The organism is Paenibacillus terreus, from assembly GCF_042138595.1.
GTDB classification, from domain to species: domain Bacteria; phylum Bacillota; class Bacilli; order Paenibacillales; family Paenibacillaceae; genus Paenibacillus; species Paenibacillus terreus.
Map to the genome: position 1 here is coordinate 78,667 of NZ_JBHIRX010000006.1, position 15,386 is coordinate 94,052.

Consider the following 15,386-nt stretch of genomic DNA (forward strand, 5'->3'; position numbering starts at 1 on the left):
TCCTTAAGCTTGTCTTGTACTTGTGTAATAGAGAAGCAAGTCCAATCATCAAACCGAAAAGCCTGCTCACTATGGAACAGGCTGACAGTTCAGGCTTATTCTATTTTACCGGATTGCATCTCGCTTTAAAACCGCATATCCGTAGGCGGGGAGTTCAAGAGGTTCACCTGAACGCCCGGTTTGATCCAGCAAATCCTGGAATTGGCCATCAGGCAGCTTTACCTGCTTGGCGCTGTCCGCAAAATTCATGATAAAGATATAATCATGCTCTCCGTCGGAACGCTGCTGCACACTGATTCCTTCCGGAACCTCCATATCCAGAGCCTGCCCAATTCCGAGCTGCCCCACCAGCTTGCCATAGAATTCATCTTGGAAGCGTGCTTCATTCCGAGAGGCGATATAATAAGCTGCACCCTGTCCGAATGTGTTGATCGTCAGCGCAGGAGATCCCTTGTAGTAATCCTGCTCATACTCGGCCAGCACCTTAGCGGTTTCGGCATGGATCACCTCGCAGTATTCTCCAGCTTCATAGGCTCCTTCCAACCCAAGCCCGTTCTGATGGAAGCGGATGCTGTTCCGGTCCGTTTCATACAGTGTATCGATTTCCTCGGCCCAGATGCCAAGCAGCTTGCGCAGCGGTCCCGGGAACCCGCCCAGGAAGGTCAGATCATTCTCATCCACAATACCGCTCCAGTAGGTGACAACAAGTGTTCCTCCCTGCTGCACAAATTGCTCCAGTCTTTCCGCTACCCCCGGACGGACCATATAAAGCATTGGGGCGATGAGCAGCTTATATCCGGAAAAATCCCTGTCCATGTCGATGATATCCACGGGAATGCCACGTTTCCAGAACGCCTTGTAGTGGGTCTGGCAGGTAGCGATATAACCCTTCTCCCTTGGCTTGAGCGCCTGCGCGTCATCCATCGCCCATTGATTTTCCCAGTCATAAATCAAGGCTACCTCGGGCTCCACCGAAGTCCCGCGGATTTCTCCGAGCTTCTGCAGCATATCGCCCACTTCGGCCACTTCCCGGAATACGCGCGTATGCTCATGCCCGCTGTGGTCCACCACAGCCCCGTGGAATTTCTCGGAAGCGCCTCTGCCTTTACGCCACTGAAAATACAAAATGGAGTCGGCGCCGTGAGCCAGGGACTGTACAGCAGATAAAGCATGCATTCCGGGCCGCTTCAGCTTGTTCACATTATGCCAGTTCACCAGGGATGGCGTATTCTCCATGACAAGGAACGGCTGCCCGCCTTTCATGGAGCGGTAAATATCATGCACAAAAGCGACGTCTGCCGCCAGATCGGCGGTTTGCTGAAAATCGCTGTGCCAGGCCGGATAGCTGTCCCAGGAAACGACGTCCACCTCCTTGCCGAACTTGGCATAGTCGAGGCCAAGGAACGGACTCATATGGGGGTAATTGCCCATAAAATTGGTCGTTACTGGAATATCCGGCGTAATTTCACGCAGGGGAGCGATCTCGTTGCGGTAGAAATCAATCGTCTGATCCGTCACAAAACGCCGCCAATCCAGATTATGGCCATGCACCTGATTCTCGCCGTGCGGTGCCGGGGATTCGATCTGCTCCCAAGCGGAGAATCTGTGGCTCCAGAAGCCGGTCCACCAGGCATGGTTCAGCTTGTCGAGCGTTTCATATTTCTGCTTCAGCCATCCGCGGAAGGCCTCCTGGCACAATCCGCAGTGGCACTCTCCGCCGAATTCATTGGAAATATGCCACAAAATCAGTGCAGGATGATCCTTGTACCGCTCGGCGAGCTTAGTATTGATCTCCCTTGTTTTCTCACGGTAAACAGGAGAGGTAAAGCAGTGATTATGGCGCAGTCCGTGCAGATTCCGCTGCCGGTTGCCCTCCACCCGCAGCACCTCCGGGTACTTGGCGGACATCCATGCCGGTCTGGCACCGCTCGGAGTTGCCAGAATTACCTTCATATTTCTGGCCGCCAGATCATCCATGATCCGGTCCAGCCAGCCAAACTCATATCTGCCTTCCTCCGGCTCGATCGCGCTCCAGCCGAATACGTTCAGCGTAAAAGCGTTGCAGTTCGCCAGCTTCATCAGCCGGTAATCCTCCTGGATAATTTCGGGGTAATCAAGCCATTGATCCGGGTTATAGTCCCCTCCGTGCAGCAGGCCTGTCACCGCCGGATGGAACGGGGCATATTTTTTGGTCATTATGATGTGTTCTCCTCTCAATTTAAATTATGGAGTATTTGACAAATCCTCTTGATCTGTACCAGCTTACTTCACCGCGCTGCCCAGCATGCCGGCAACGAAGTGCTTTTGCAGAGCCAGGAAAAATACAATGATCGGAATGGTGGCAATCGTAATGCCGACCATGACCTGACCGTAATCAATCGTCGAAAAGCCCACCAGACTGGACAGCGCCACCGGGAAGGTGAACATGTCGTTCGTATAGGTGGCCATGAGCGGCCACAGGAAGTTATTCCACTGCATCATGAACAGGTAGATGGCCGTTGCAGCCAGCGCCGGCTTCATCGAAGGAAGCACAATGGAGATCAAGGTTCGCAGTTCACCCGCGCCGTCGATCCGTCCCGCTTCCATCAGCGCAGTCGGGAAGCTCAAGAAATTTTGCCGCATCAGAAAAATGGCGAATGGATAGCAAAGCTGCGGCACAATCAGCGCAAAATAGGTATTCAGCAAATTCAGCTCAGCCATCAACCGGAACTGCGGAATGACCAAGGCTTGATAAGGAATCATCATCGACAGCATAAATACGGTGAAAATCAGGTTTCTGCCCCTGAAGTTAAATTTGGACAGCGCGTAAGCTGCCAGGGAGCAAACCAGCAGGGCCAAAACAACATAAACCAATGATACAAATAAAGAGTTGAACAATACCCGATATATGCCGATGGATTCGTTCAAATTTTGCAAATTCACAAGCAATTGGCTGCCAAACGATAACGTGGGCGGGTTCGTGAACATTTTCCCCGTCTCGTTGGTGGAACCGACAAACATCCAGTAGAACGGAAAGATCGAAATCAGCAAAAATATAATCAGTACAGCATACAGTCCGATCACGCTGCCGGATTTCAGCATGCCTTTTCCAAGAGCGGCTTCTGTCTTCATGTCAATCCTCCCCCGTCACTTTCATCTGCAGCCAGGACAGTAGCGCCATAATGATGACCACCACATAAGCGATCGCCGAGGCATAACCAAAGTCGAAATATTGGAAACCGTTCTGGTAAATGTACAGGCCAAGCGTCATCGTTGCGTCTGCCGGACCGCCATTCGTCAGGTTATACGGCTCATCAAACAGCTGCAGGGTGGAAATGGTTGAAATAACCGCTGTAAACAGAATGACTGGCTTCAGCTGCGGCACCGTCACACTGAAGAACTGCCGGATCTTCCCTGCTCCATCCAGCGAAGCGGCTTCATACAGATCCTCCGTAATATTTTGCATGGCCGCCAAATAGATGACCATGTTGTAGCCCGTCCATCTCCAGGTCATCGCCAAAATAATGGACACCTTGGCCCACACCGGATTGGACAGCCAGGAAATAGGGTGAATGCCGAACAAGCCGAGAAAAGCATTCATAATTCCCGTATCCTGCAAAATGATCGAAAACAAAATGGAATAGGCAACCAGCGATGTTACGGACGGCAGAAAAAATCCGACCCGGAACAGTCCCCTGGCCCTGAGCAGCTTGCTGTTCAGCCCGTTCGCCAGAATGAGCGCCAGCAGCAGCATGATTGGAACCTCGAATATGAAAATGATAAAGGTGTTCCAAAGCGCTTTCAAAAACACGGAATCATGAAGCAAACGGCTGTAATTGGATAAACCGACAAAGTGATACTGCCCGCCGTCCAGCCGCTGAAAGCTGAGCAGCAGCGAGGACAAAATAGGATAGACGGTAAAAGCCAGAAACAGGATGATCGCTGGCGTCAAAAACAGGTATGGTGCAAATTTATGCTGCTTCATCTATAACTGCCTCCTTTACTGAACTCGGTTCTCGATTCTTGTTGCAGCACCCTGCAGCGAAGCAGCCGGGTCCATGCCATTGGTAACCTCCGCCTGCACCTTGATCGCTTCGTTGCGCGCAAAAATATCATTGGCGGTATACAGAACCGAAGGAATTTTCGACATCTCGTCCGCAAAGAAGGTCCATACCGGCTTGCCTGCAAAATATTCGACAGGCTCGGAGAACAGTTTGGACTCATAAGTCGGCAGATAGCTAGGGAACAAGCCGCCTTCCATGGCCAGCTCTTGCATTTCAAAGCTGGTCGTAAAATATTTCAGGAATTCATAAGCTTCATCAGCACGCGGACTGGTCCGGGAAATGACAAAGGAGCTTCCCCCTTGATTGGCAGATTGGCTGCCTCCTTCTTCAAATGCCGGCAACGGCATGACGCCCCATTTTCCGCTTTGATCCGGAAGCTGCTGCTGAAGCGTTCCGATCAGCCATGCTCCCGTGATGGCCGTAGCTGATTGACTGGAGGACAGAGACGTTACCCATGCATTCCAGCCTGGCGAGCCGATCAGCAGACCGTTCTTTTTTAGCTCTGAGAACAAAGAAGCAACATTCTGCGCCTGTGGAGTCCCCAGTGTTGCATTTCCCTGCTCATCAAAATAGCCAAGCCCCTGCTGACTGAGCAGAATCGTAAACACCGTGGAATCGGTCGAATCATAGCTCAGCATGGACGCGCCTGTTGCCTGCCTGATTTTTTTGCCTGCTTCAATGTAATCCGCCCAGGTATGAATCCGGGAAGCATCCACACCTGCCTGCTCGAACAGATCCGTCCGATAGAAGACCCCTACCGGACCTGCATCAAAGGGAAACGCATACATATCACCGTTCAAAGATACGCTATCCACTTTATAGCCCGGAAATTGGCTGCGGTACTCATCAAAGCCTTTGGCCGACAAATTGACGAATACATCCGGAAACTTCTCCAGATACCCGTGTATCCCGTCGTCAACAAGCAGCGCCGCATCCGGCAGCCCCTGCCCCTTCGCCTGCAGCCCGATCGTAACCTTGGAACGGATATCATCGTTTGCCATTTCCACGACATTCAGCTTAAAGCCGGGATGATCCTTTGCATATAATTCCGCCGCCTTCTGCAATATAGGAACGTTGACATTCGTTGCCCATATCGTCAACGCCTGATCCCGGGCTCCCGAGCCCGTCCCGCAGGCGCTTAGCAGCAATACCGCTGTCAGAAGACAGCTGACCAAAGCTCCTAACCTTTTCAATGAAACGACCCCCAATCTTATTCTGTGTATGGCATATCCTCAGCCTGCCTTATTCTGTGGTGCAGGCCGGGTTGCATTGGCCGATACAGCTAATTGTAAAGCGGTTACACCCGAATCAAAATGTAACAAAATGATGATTGAATATAAAAATCTGAAACTGCTCGGCAACAGTGGAGCCTAGATGGTGCATTGGCCTGAGGTGCTCCTTCTACTGGTTGTGAGACGCTCCGAGAACGAACCATTCCTGCAATCGCTGTTGACCCCAAATTTCCGATGATTATATTTTTAGCGGTTGAAATTTGGTGCCAAAGGCGAACGCTGCCGCTTTTCCGTAATTGCTTCGTCCTCTCCGCTGCTACGTGTATATCCCTGCATTAAAACAGAAAAACAGGAGCAAGTTTTGCCCCTGTTTTCAGCCTTTTGTGCTCGTATGTTGAAAAGGAGAACGTCTCATTTCTTCAACTCCTTCGCCCCTTTCAACTGGGCTCGCCTTATCATCCTAATAGTGCTAAAAGCTGTTCGAGCCCGTTTTTGAGCGGCGGCTGTCCTTTTTTGACCGCTTTGGCGAGCTTTTGGGCGCTGCCGAAAATCCGGCACAGCACCAATTCACGCTCATAGTCCTTTTTATCCTTCAGCGCTTCGACAAGTGCCTCGGCGAGCTCAGGGCGGTCAATCGCTATATTTTTAACAGGTCTAGCCTCCTCGTTCCCTCCCAGCAAAATCGCCACCAGCACAGGTATTTGCTCCGCCTTGACACCATGAGCATCAACAAAAGCTTCCGCATAGCTGTCCTGTACCAGCTGATGCTCGGTATCCACCAGTTCCATATAGCGGCATACCAGCGGGAAATAAGACTCACTATACAGGCCGAGACCAAATACAGCATAGGTACCGGGCATGACGGATTTTTCACTGGGCTCCACATCCCCGTACCAGGCAAATTCCTCCATGGCCGTTTCGGCATATTCGGCAAGCTTGGGAAACAGGGCCGGATATTGCAATGCGTTGCCAAAAAACTGATGAAGCCTCGACTTGGCCAGCTTTTTTAACGGGAGAAAATGCTTTTGTCCGCTTTTCAGCTGCAGCTTGTATCCTTTCGGAAATCCTTCTCTCAAAAGGCCGATCAGATAGTCCAGCGCTTCCCCGTAAGCCTGCTCTTCTTCGGACAGAATGCGAATTTCGATCGTCTGTGTCACATCGTTATTTCTGCCTTCCATCCGGCTTCCTTTATAAGTACTATCAAATTTCCCGCTTCCGGCCTGCAAGTAATTTGCCGCTTTCCCGGAACCGAGCTGGACGGCGAGCTCCAGATACTTCTGCCTCGTATGCGGCTCCTTTCCGCCGATCTCCAGAGCTGCAAAGAGAAAGAAGTCCATTTCCCCCGGATCCGGAGCCTGGCGTTGGGACTCCACCTTCAATATCCAATTTGACGAGTAATCATCAGGACGAACAAAATGCTTATTCAGAAAATGCTCCTGCGCCCAATCGTTCAAAGCCGAGGTATAATGGCCTGTCCACTCGTCCAATCGTTTACGGTTGCTGCGAAGCTTGTCCGCAAGCCGGCGAATCAGCGGCCCCACTGCTTTTTCATCCTGCTTTATAACATCCGGATTCGTCAAATGCCGTGCAAAGAAAAACATATCATTTTCACCCGGCAGCACGGGAGGATCAGGCAGAATTTTCGTCTGAATAAAATGATCCAGCGATTCTTTGAGCTCCGCAAGCTTCGATTCATTCACCATGTGGTGGCTGAGTCGCAATTCAGATTGCTCCCGTTCAAATACAAATAAGATTTCAAAGCGGTAATCAAAAAAACGGGATCCAAGCTCATCAGACCGAAACAGGGTATCCATCCGGCTGCATAAAGCCGGGAAAAACTCCTGAATCAGAAGCTCGTCTGTCAATTCTTCTATATAAGGGCCCGCATCGATTTTGTACGAGCTGTCACTCCAGGAGAACGGTTCGTAAACATCGATATGGATGCTGCCTTGAGCCCAGTTGAATTTCCCTTTTCTCCACGCCACCTGAAGGTAATCGCGGATGCCTGCCTGCAGTTTGCTTGGCTTTTTCGGCTCATGGAAACTTTTGCTTTCCTTGGCGTAAATCGCGGTGACTTCCTCCCATACATCGGTCAGAAAAGCTTCGACTGCTTGATTCAATGATCTATCCCCTTGTCTAGTTAATTAGTTGTATTCACACGGTTTTCTTTTATTCTAGTAGCTGGATAAGGTTGTTAAAAGAGCTTAAAGGCTTAGTCGGACATAACAAAAATGGGCGGCAGGGTCAATTGACGCTGGTTATTTTTGCATGATACATTGATGCCAACTATAAAAACCCGGAGGACAGGCAGATATGTATACAGGCGCAGCGCTTTATCAGACCGAGTCGATCAGCCCGACCGAAGCTTTCCGCTTGGGGGAAGCCTTTTTCCATGCTATGGGTGTAATTAAAATAACGGACGGAGGCTATTACAAGCTGCTTGAGGATGGAGACCATGACGGCGATTTCGATCTGGAGGAGGTATCCGCTGAAGCATTGAAAGAGAAGCTTTATGATGGCGAGGCGGACACCTTTTGGCTCTATGGCAATGTAAGCGATCCCTGGTCCGCTTCCTTTCATTATGCGACTGGCCGATTCGGCAGCTTTCCCCATATCCAGCTGCAGTTTGCCAAGCCTCTGAAAGAGCTGTATCCCGCTATCACCGGGTGGCTCAAAGAAGCGGCTCAACAATTTTCATTTCCATACGGCATTTTATATGAAGCTGCCTCCCCTATACGCACATTGAATTATGCGGAAGGACATAATCTGACCACGCTGTTTCCGAATGAAAATGGATTTGCCTGGAGCCGTGAAACACCGGGATTGTATGAAGGGCAGGCCCGTTATACCGGTCAGATGCTGCGGATGGTATACCCGTGCAACTTGCTTAACCACAGACATCTGCACTTGCAGATCGGCGACACTGCCCTGAAGGATTGGATATTCGGCATGAAAACACGCGGCTCGCTGATTCAAGTCGGAGATGACATGTGGATGTGGGAAGCCCCCTCGGAACAGCTTGCGGAGCTGAACAAGACTCTCGGCGAAGCCGGCTTGCTCGTAGCATGGCGCCCTGAAGCGCCCAGGAAAGCAAAGCGCCGGCTGCCTTAAGCGAAATCATCTCAGATACTCGCCAAAGTAATACTCCAGCTTGTCCCGGGAATAGCCGTCTTCCCCCCGCCAGGTTGCCACAGACCTAAAGTCCGTACCGCGTCCGCGTTCCTTGCGGAAATCATCCTGCGGGTGCAGCAGACCTGTATATCCCCAAATTTCCAGCACACTGTCCCGTTCATGCTGATTGGACGGGAACACATTCTTCCATCGTTTCTCGAGCTGTCTTGCGGCATCCTTCTCGCTGCAGGCTTCCACCGCCTCAATCATTCGATGCAGGATGGCAACATCCTCCCCGCTTACGGTTAACTCCTCCTCTTTGCTGAGCAGCTCCAGGTCCATAAGACAATAGATCAGCCATTCTAAACGGACGCCTCCCCATTTCACCCGTTCAAAGTTCAGCACGTTCAGATCCTCGTTCACGTACTCTTCATTCGACATCAGCCTATGGTCATTGCAGTCCGCGCAGGCACTGTAGCCCGGCTGGCTCGCCCCCCTCTGTTGATAGGTATGCAGAGGTAAATCATGGGTAAGCGCCCAACTGGACAATGCGCTCCGCAGATGAACTTTTCTGGTGGACAGGCTGTGCATAAAGGCGAAAACAACCATTTCCCGGGTCAGCACCTTTTCATGAAGCTCTCTTAATCTTCCGACACACTCATCATGCGTCATCGTCACAGGATCGAACATCAGCCCTTTGCTTTTGGCGTAGGCAAAATCCTCGTCCGGGCATGTAAATCCCCCGCTTTTCCAGCCCCGCGAACTCCAGAACGTTTGCATTAATATTTTTTTCGCTTTTGTGTCCACGCTGTCTCCTCCTTTCTAACAGCTCTTGCAGCTTATTTAAAAGTCTCAGCCAGTTCCTTCTTTATGCTTCCTTCTGCCATTAAACCATCAATCCCGTCTACTTTTATGTATACTCAAAGCAAATGACGGCTTTACGAAGCTCGCGCGAATAGAACAAATACACCGCGTCAGCACCGAAAATATCGTATTCCTTATCTGCCTGTGCAAGCTGCTGCAGCTTGGCCAGAATGCGCTCTATTTGCTGTGCGTACAAGGCGCCCCCCCCTTTTTATCCTTTACGTACGCAGTTGCCTGCAACTGTCTCAAAAAAGTTCGCTCAACACGCCAACCGGATCGGCCATAAAATCGGCAAACTTCACCAAAGGGGCAAACTCCAGATGTTCTTCATCGTAGTATCCTATTTTTTTGGAGCCCGGGTGCCACACGATCAGAATATGGCTGTATTGATCCACTCCGGCCGACAGACGCAGCAGCTTTTTGCGGTCAACCTTCATTTCGACGGTATCCGTCAGGCTCAAAAAATCAATGTATTTGATCTTAAACTCATTGTGGGGGAGCATAAGACGCAGATTGTCACCGCTTAGAAAATCGATCAGCTCTTGCGGAAGCTTATAGCTTTGCAGTGCGTACAGCTTATTGCTCCGGTCATGAAATTCAGGCGGCTCCAGCGACTTCAGGTATGCGGCCAGATTGTGATTCTGATTGGCAGCCGCAATAATGTACGGCCGCTCGCCGTTCTGCTCGGCCAATGTGACATCCGCCCCATGCTCAATCAGAAACCTTGCCATCTGCATATCGTTATTTCTGACCGCCACGGTCAGCGGCGTGGCCCGGTAAGGGTAGACCATATCCGGTTCGTTGAAGTTGATGTCAACCCCATGCTCCAGCATATATGTCACAATTTTCAGGTTGTGATCCGAAACCGCGGTACGCAGTGTTTTACCACCATATTTGCGGATATCCAGTCCGAGCTCTTGGACGACCGGAATGTTTTTAACGTTTCCGTAATAGGCCTCCTGATAGGCGCTGGATTGGACTGAGTTCAGCAGATCCATCCGTGCCCCCTGCTGATGTACATAACGTACCGTTTCCTCACTGCCATACCGGACAGCCAGAAGAAAAGCAGGCTTTTTCTCTTGATTCAATTCTGCTCCATGCTCTATGAGCAGTTTTACAGCGTCGAGCCGGTCCATAATCAGCGCGATTTCAAGCGGTAATAGATTTGTATACTTTCCAAGTTGAAGCGGGGCCTGTATATCCCACCCCTCAGCAATCAGCCTTTGCAGTGCCGGCATATTTCCTTCATAGATATGCAAAGCTTCCTCCGGCAGGGTCTCGAAGTTTCCTTTGTCCTTTAATTTGTACACCACAGACTCTCCTATCATGCTTCATTATTAATCAGCCGCAATTTCCTGCTCCGCTGCTGTCTCCATCAGCTGGTGAATCTTCCGGGTCGTATTCACGTTGCGGACCGTCATATGCTTATATAGCTTGGTGCCCACCAGTTTGATCAATCCACTCCTTGAGGCATTCGCTTTACTGACGGAATACAAAATGGCCCCGGAAGCAAACAGCACCGTGTCGATCTCCGGATTTATCGGAATCTGGTCGAGAACCGACCTGTCGTTAATCTCATCCCACAGGAAAAGAACATCACCTTTCATTTGTGCATCATTCGTCCAATGCTCAGGCAAGACTTTCATAACTTCCCTGATTTCCGGCAGATTACGGATAAGGACACGGATATTGAGGCCAAAGTCGGCGGAGATGCCCTGCTCCAGTTTGTCTGCCAACTCCTGGTGACTCATGCTTTCGTTGGAAAAAATGATGTTTCCCGAATTGATATAAGTGGTCACATGCTTCATGCCTGCTTTTTCAAACGTTTGCTTGAGCAGCTTCATATCCACCTTGTTGTTGCCACCCACATTGATTCCTCTCAGCAAAGCGATGTAGATCAAGAGCTTCCCGACCTTTCTGTGATGTAATGTAAAAATTTGCTCCGGTTATTTCAGGGGGATTTCATACAGCTTGATTGCGGTCTGCAGCGATTGCTGAAGGCGGCGTATCACCTCAAAAGCCGGTTCGAGGCTCTCCCCGATTCCATTCACAAAAAGGTCAATATGAAATTTCAGTGTTGTTCCGATCTGTCTGCCGAAAGGAGTTGAGGGCGGAAGCGCAAAGGGGCGAAGCTGAATCCGTGTTCCGCCACGCGCAGAATCCCGCACGAACCAGGCAAGAAACTCCAGAGAATGCATGCTTTCCAGCGAATAGTCCGTGCAGAGCTCAAATTGGATTAACACTTCATTCTCCAAGCCCCCGTTCGTGCGGAGCAAGGCTGCATGGGGAAGATGGGCGAACCCCGAACTCCCCAACAGCTCCGCGCTGATGGGCTCCAAATTTTCAACTCCGCTCTGGACTTCCGTAATTCCCTTCAACTGCAAAAGGGTAGTGTGAAATGTTTCAATATCAACGGGATAATGGCTCATATGCACTCCTCCAAAAATAATCCTCTACAGTTAAAATGAATAATTCAAAATAAGAGCTTCACACGAGGAGTCATCATAGGCGACCCACAGCTCATCCCCTTCCATTACCCCATATACCGGCTCAATCGTTTGATGAACGGAATAAGTGGTCCCTCCTCTTTCCACCGTAACATGAGCCAGCGGCCGTTCACCTAGCGTACCGGTATACTCCACCGCTATGACTTTGGCAGCCCCCTGCTTTCCTTTAAGCAGCCTGAGCTCCTTGGCATAGTCATCTCTCTTCATTGAGACGGGGATAACCGCCCCCTCCTTGACAGGAAGCTCACGTGGCACAAACAAACTGTTTATTTTGCGGATACGTTCCGGCCCCTCCGTGATCATAACCTCCATAACCATGAGTTGGCGGTTTTGAACGGTTACAGGATATTTTTCGATCCTGATAATTTCCCCCTCCAGGGACAGCTGCTCTGCCTCCTCAAAACGGACCTTTTGCCCGTAGGAGAGGATTCTTGGGGCTCCTCCAATCAGAGCAAGGTTTGCCTGTTCTCCGACCCGGTATTCAAAACCGGCAGGCTGCACGACAGGTACTGTGTAGTGACGGTCATTAGCCCTGAAATGGAGCAGAAGCGCTTGTCCACGTCCCACACTGCCATAGCTGTCCATCCGCTGCAGCACTGCATGGTGTATGATATCAAGCGCCTGCTTCTGCGGCATGTTCTCGCCCGTCACAAAAACCGCACTGTTCTTTCTCCGATTATAGCTGATGACGACGGCGTCACCGACATGCAAACGCTCCAGATAGGAAATTACCTTTTTGATCTCAACCTCCTTCATCCGTTCTTCATCCTCAAAGCGGACGACAAACCGGACCTGTGGCTGATTGTTGACGAGCAGCCCGGTCTCCTCCATCTGGATGATCGTCCCATGCAGAATGACACCGTTCGCGACGGCTTGGGTCTGTTTTCTCAACAGAAGACGCGGAATACCTGCCAAGGCAGTCAAATTAAACAGCGGAATGAACAGCCATACCAGCCAGTTGATGATCAGCGGCCCTCCCTGTTTGACATACTTCCAGAAGCTTTGTGGTGAAATCCGGTCCTCACCCGCATGCATCCACAGGGAAACCTGGGAAGCCGTAACCTCGTGCGCTGTATGATTCTGTAAGTTCATCATTCCGGCAGTTGATTCTTCCCCGGCGTAATAGAGTGTCTCGCTTTCCGATTCCTTGAAAAATTGCAGATCCGGGTGATCCAGCTCTTCGTAGCTCAAATTTCCGAGAAGGCTCGTCACATCCGTAAATTGTCCGGTTTTCTCATTGAACAAATACCCAAGCACGGTGCCTTGGAGTTCATCCTTCGCCGAGGAACCGGCAATGAGCACTTCGTCGTCATTAAGCAGATATACTTTTGCCTGGTATACCGGCTTTGGCGTCGGGACTGCCTTACCCCATTGTTCGGTGGACGCGTTATAAAAATGTGCCTGCTCAGGGTAACGTCCATCCACTCTGATCAGTTTTGTGCTGTCCAGCCCGAGATGACGGGCAAACTGCAGACCAGCCCGGTCCCGGGCTTCAAAGCTGGACTCCTCTTCGTTCTTTATCAGAATTTCCGGGGCACGACGATCAACCCAAATACCACTTAGATAAGCGGTTCTGTCGTCTATAAGATCCGCCTCAATAACCGGGACCGCCATCTCATTATCAAAACTGTCGCTTACTGTATCCAAGCGTTCCGGCCTTGCGGGAAGAAGTTCCTGCTGATTCAGCATCACCTGCTGCAGCTTTCCGCCCTCCACCTTAGCCACATACATCGCCGAGCCGGACGTTTCGCCGGTTATAATTAATTTGCCCCGCCATGAATTCACACCGGACGTTAGATAAGAAGGGACCTGCAGAGTTCCCATGGCCAGTTCCTCGATTTCACCTGATGGATGAAGAACATTCAACTGCAGCCCCAAGTTGTCGTCATAGGTGGTAATGACCAAGCCATCCTGCTGATAGGAGATGGCAAGCACCCCATGGACGTTGGAGAGGATCGTTTCTTCCTTGAGCAATTGCCCGGTTTGCGCATCAAACATTTGAACACGGGAACGCATTCCGTGCTGTTCATCCGTTAGAGCAGCCACTTTACGGCCGTCATCCATATAATAAAGACCTGTTATAAATGTATTGTTATGTACATTTGCGATCTGATCCGTGTAATCCCTCCAAACGAAAATACTCAGAAGGATGGCGGGGATTAAAAATGGCAGATTGATGAGAAGCAATCCTTTTCGTTTCACCCGGCCTCTCTCCTTTCATAATCATAAATCTATGCAATATGTATAAATCCCTTGGTTCTTTCTGGAAGTATACTTTGATTATAATATAGCTGGCTTATATCTTAATTGATACAAATTAACTATTTTCTGAAGCAGCAGGGGACGTAGGAATGCAAATGAAGCTCGCCAAACACGATAAAAGACTATGCCCCGGTAAACCTCGCACGCGGCATAGTCTTTCTTTAATAACCATCAGGAGTCGGAACGAGAATACTGCTTCATGGACACGCTGGACTCTCTTACGATCAGCCGGGGCTCGAATTCCACCCGCTCATATTCGGTATGCTGGGGGGACTGGATGCGCTTCAGCAGCAGCTCCGCAGCCAGACGGCCAACTTCATTGCCCATGATCGATACCGAGCTGATCTGCGGGGTGGTCACGGTTGCCCACAGATTGTTGTCGATCCCGACAACGGCTACGTCCTCAGGCACCCGTACGCCCAGCTCCTTGAAGCGGTTCACAATCCCGATCGCCACCATGTCATTCACTGCATAGATTGCGTCCGGCATATTTTTCAGACTGTAGAAATAGTCCGCCGCCTGCCGCCCCGTTTCAAATGAAAAGTCTTCGCCAAAGTAGACCAGCGAGGCGTCCACCTGTCTTAGCGACTGCTCATAAGCCAGATACCGCTCCTCGATCTTGTCCTTGGGAGCGCCCGCATAGGCGATCCGGGTTCTCCCGATCTGCTGCAGATGCTCCATCACCAGCTTGCCTTCCTGGCGGGCCAGGCCTACGACATCCGCCTTCAGGTCCGGGCTGAGCCTTTTCCCATAATTGATTACAGACACCGGAATCCCGCACTGGTTAATCATGCTCTCCAGCGTTTTCGGGTAAGCCAGCGGAAAAAGAACCAGGCCATCCACATGCATCTTCTTGACCTCTCGCAGGACCTCCAGCTCAAGACGGGCATTGCCGAGCGTGTTAATCTGCACAACCCGGTATCCGTGCTGTTTGGCCGCCTGTTCAACTGACCAGGCAATATCCGGGATAATGGCATTGCGGATATCGGGAACCGCCAGCGCAATCTGCCGGGTCTGGCGGATTTTCAGACTCTGTGCCGAAGTATTCGGAACAAAACCCATCTCTTCCACCACCTGCAGAATACGCGCTTTTGTCTTGGCGCTGATGCCCCCGCTATTATTAAGCGCCCGGGATACGGTAGCGATGCCGACCCCCGCTTGCTTGGCTACATCCTCAATCGTGACCTTTTTTTTATTCGCCATGCGAAATTGCCCTTTCTTATCGAAATCGTTTCCGATGAACGCTGAAAATTTTCATTCTTTGCTTACATTATAACATGAACAAGCTCATAAATCGCAGAACCGACAATCTGCAGCACAACCTCAGCCTAGAAATAGGACTATGATCACATTTTCACAACCAAATT

13 protein-coding genes are annotated in these 15,386 nt (G+C 50.6%); 1 reads left to right on the top strand and 12 read right to left on the bottom strand.

Going from position 1 to position 15,386, the window contains the following annotated elements:
• Positions 1-105: 105 nt before the first annotated feature.
• The 5 genes from ACE5KN_RS13045 to ACE5KN_RS13065 all read right to left on the bottom strand — a co-directional run bounded on the left by ACE5KN_RS13045 (position 106) and on the right by ACE5KN_RS13065 (position 7,395).
• On the bottom strand, positions 106-2,196 hold the full coding sequence (locus ACE5KN_RS13045; protein ID WP_375524940.1) for a beta-galactosidase: 2,091 nt from the start codon (positions 2,194-2,196) through the stop codon (positions 106-108).
• A gap of 66 nt (positions 2,197-2,262) precedes the next feature.
• Positions 2,263-3,111 carry a carbohydrate ABC transporter permease gene (locus tag ACE5KN_RS13050; protein WP_375524939.1) on the bottom strand — a complete coding sequence of 283 codons (849 nt, stop codon included), beginning with the start codon at positions 3,109-3,111 and terminating at the stop codon, positions 2,263-2,265.
• A gap of 1 nt (position 3,112) precedes the next feature.
• Positions 3,113-3,964 carry a carbohydrate ABC transporter permease gene (locus ACE5KN_RS13055; protein WP_375524938.1) on the bottom strand — a complete coding sequence of 284 codons (852 nt, stop codon included), beginning with the start codon at positions 3,962-3,964 and terminating at the stop codon, positions 3,113-3,115.
• A 15-nt stretch (positions 3,965-3,979) separates the two neighbouring features.
• Positions 3,980-5,236, bottom strand: coding sequence for an ABC transporter substrate-binding protein (locus ACE5KN_RS13060; RefSeq protein ID WP_375524937.1), 1,257 nt, complete (start codon positions 5,234-5,236; stop codon positions 3,980-3,982).
• Positions 5,237-5,730: 494 nt separating this feature from the next.
• A complete protein-coding gene (locus ACE5KN_RS13065; protein ID WP_375524936.1) occupies positions 5,731-7,395 on the bottom strand; it encodes a DUF6138 family protein in 1,665 nt (554 codons plus the stop codon).
• 193 nt (positions 7,396-7,588) lie between these two features.
• On the opposite strand from ACE5KN_RS13065, the gene ACE5KN_RS13070 reads away from it, so the two are divergent.
• Complete coding sequence (locus tag ACE5KN_RS13070; RefSeq protein ID WP_375524935.1) at positions 7,589-8,386, top strand: hypothetical protein; 798 nt, start codon at positions 7,589-7,591, stop codon at positions 8,384-8,386.
• A 6-nt stretch (positions 8,387-8,392) separates the two neighbouring features.
• On the opposite strand, the gene ACE5KN_RS13075 is transcribed toward ACE5KN_RS13070, so the two are convergent.
• From ACE5KN_RS13075 to ACE5KN_RS13105, 7 genes are all read right to left on the bottom strand, one after another.
• Positions 8,393-9,193 (bottom strand): hypothetical protein, encoded by an 801-nt coding sequence (locus tag ACE5KN_RS13075; protein WP_375524934.1) that lies wholly within the window; start codon positions 9,191-9,193, stop codon positions 8,393-8,395.
• 103 nt (positions 9,194-9,296) lie between these two features.
• Positions 9,297-9,446, bottom strand: coding sequence for a hypothetical protein (locus ACE5KN_RS13080; protein WP_375524933.1), 150 nt, complete (start codon positions 9,444-9,446; stop codon positions 9,297-9,299).
• A gap of 49 nt (positions 9,447-9,495) precedes the next feature.
• Complete coding sequence (locus ACE5KN_RS13085) at positions 9,496-10,560, bottom strand: ankyrin repeat domain-containing protein (protein WP_375524932.1); 1,065 nt, start codon at positions 10,558-10,560, stop codon at positions 9,496-9,498.
• 27 nt (positions 10,561-10,587) lie between these two features.
• Positions 10,588-11,151, bottom strand: a complete 564-nt coding sequence (locus tag ACE5KN_RS13090) for a DUF1697 domain-containing protein (RefSeq protein ID WP_375524931.1) — start codon at positions 11,149-11,151, stop codon at positions 10,588-10,590.
• Between the two features lie 45 nt (positions 11,152-11,196).
• The gene (locus tag ACE5KN_RS13095) at positions 11,197-11,679 is read right to left on the bottom strand and encodes a hypothetical protein (protein WP_375524930.1); all 483 of its coding nucleotides are present in this window, start codon (positions 11,677-11,679) and stop codon (positions 11,197-11,199) included.
• A gap of 30 nt (positions 11,680-11,709) precedes the next feature.
• Positions 11,710-13,959 carry a hypothetical protein gene (locus ACE5KN_RS13100; protein WP_375524929.1) on the bottom strand — a complete coding sequence of 750 codons (2,250 nt, stop codon included), beginning with the start codon at positions 13,957-13,959 and terminating at the stop codon, positions 11,710-11,712.
• Positions 13,960-14,190: 231 nt separating this feature from the next.
• Complete coding sequence (locus ACE5KN_RS13105; RefSeq protein ID WP_375524928.1) at positions 14,191-15,222, bottom strand: LacI family DNA-binding transcriptional regulator; 1,032 nt, start codon at positions 15,220-15,222, stop codon at positions 14,191-14,193.
• Positions 15,223-15,386 lie beyond the last annotated feature (164 nt).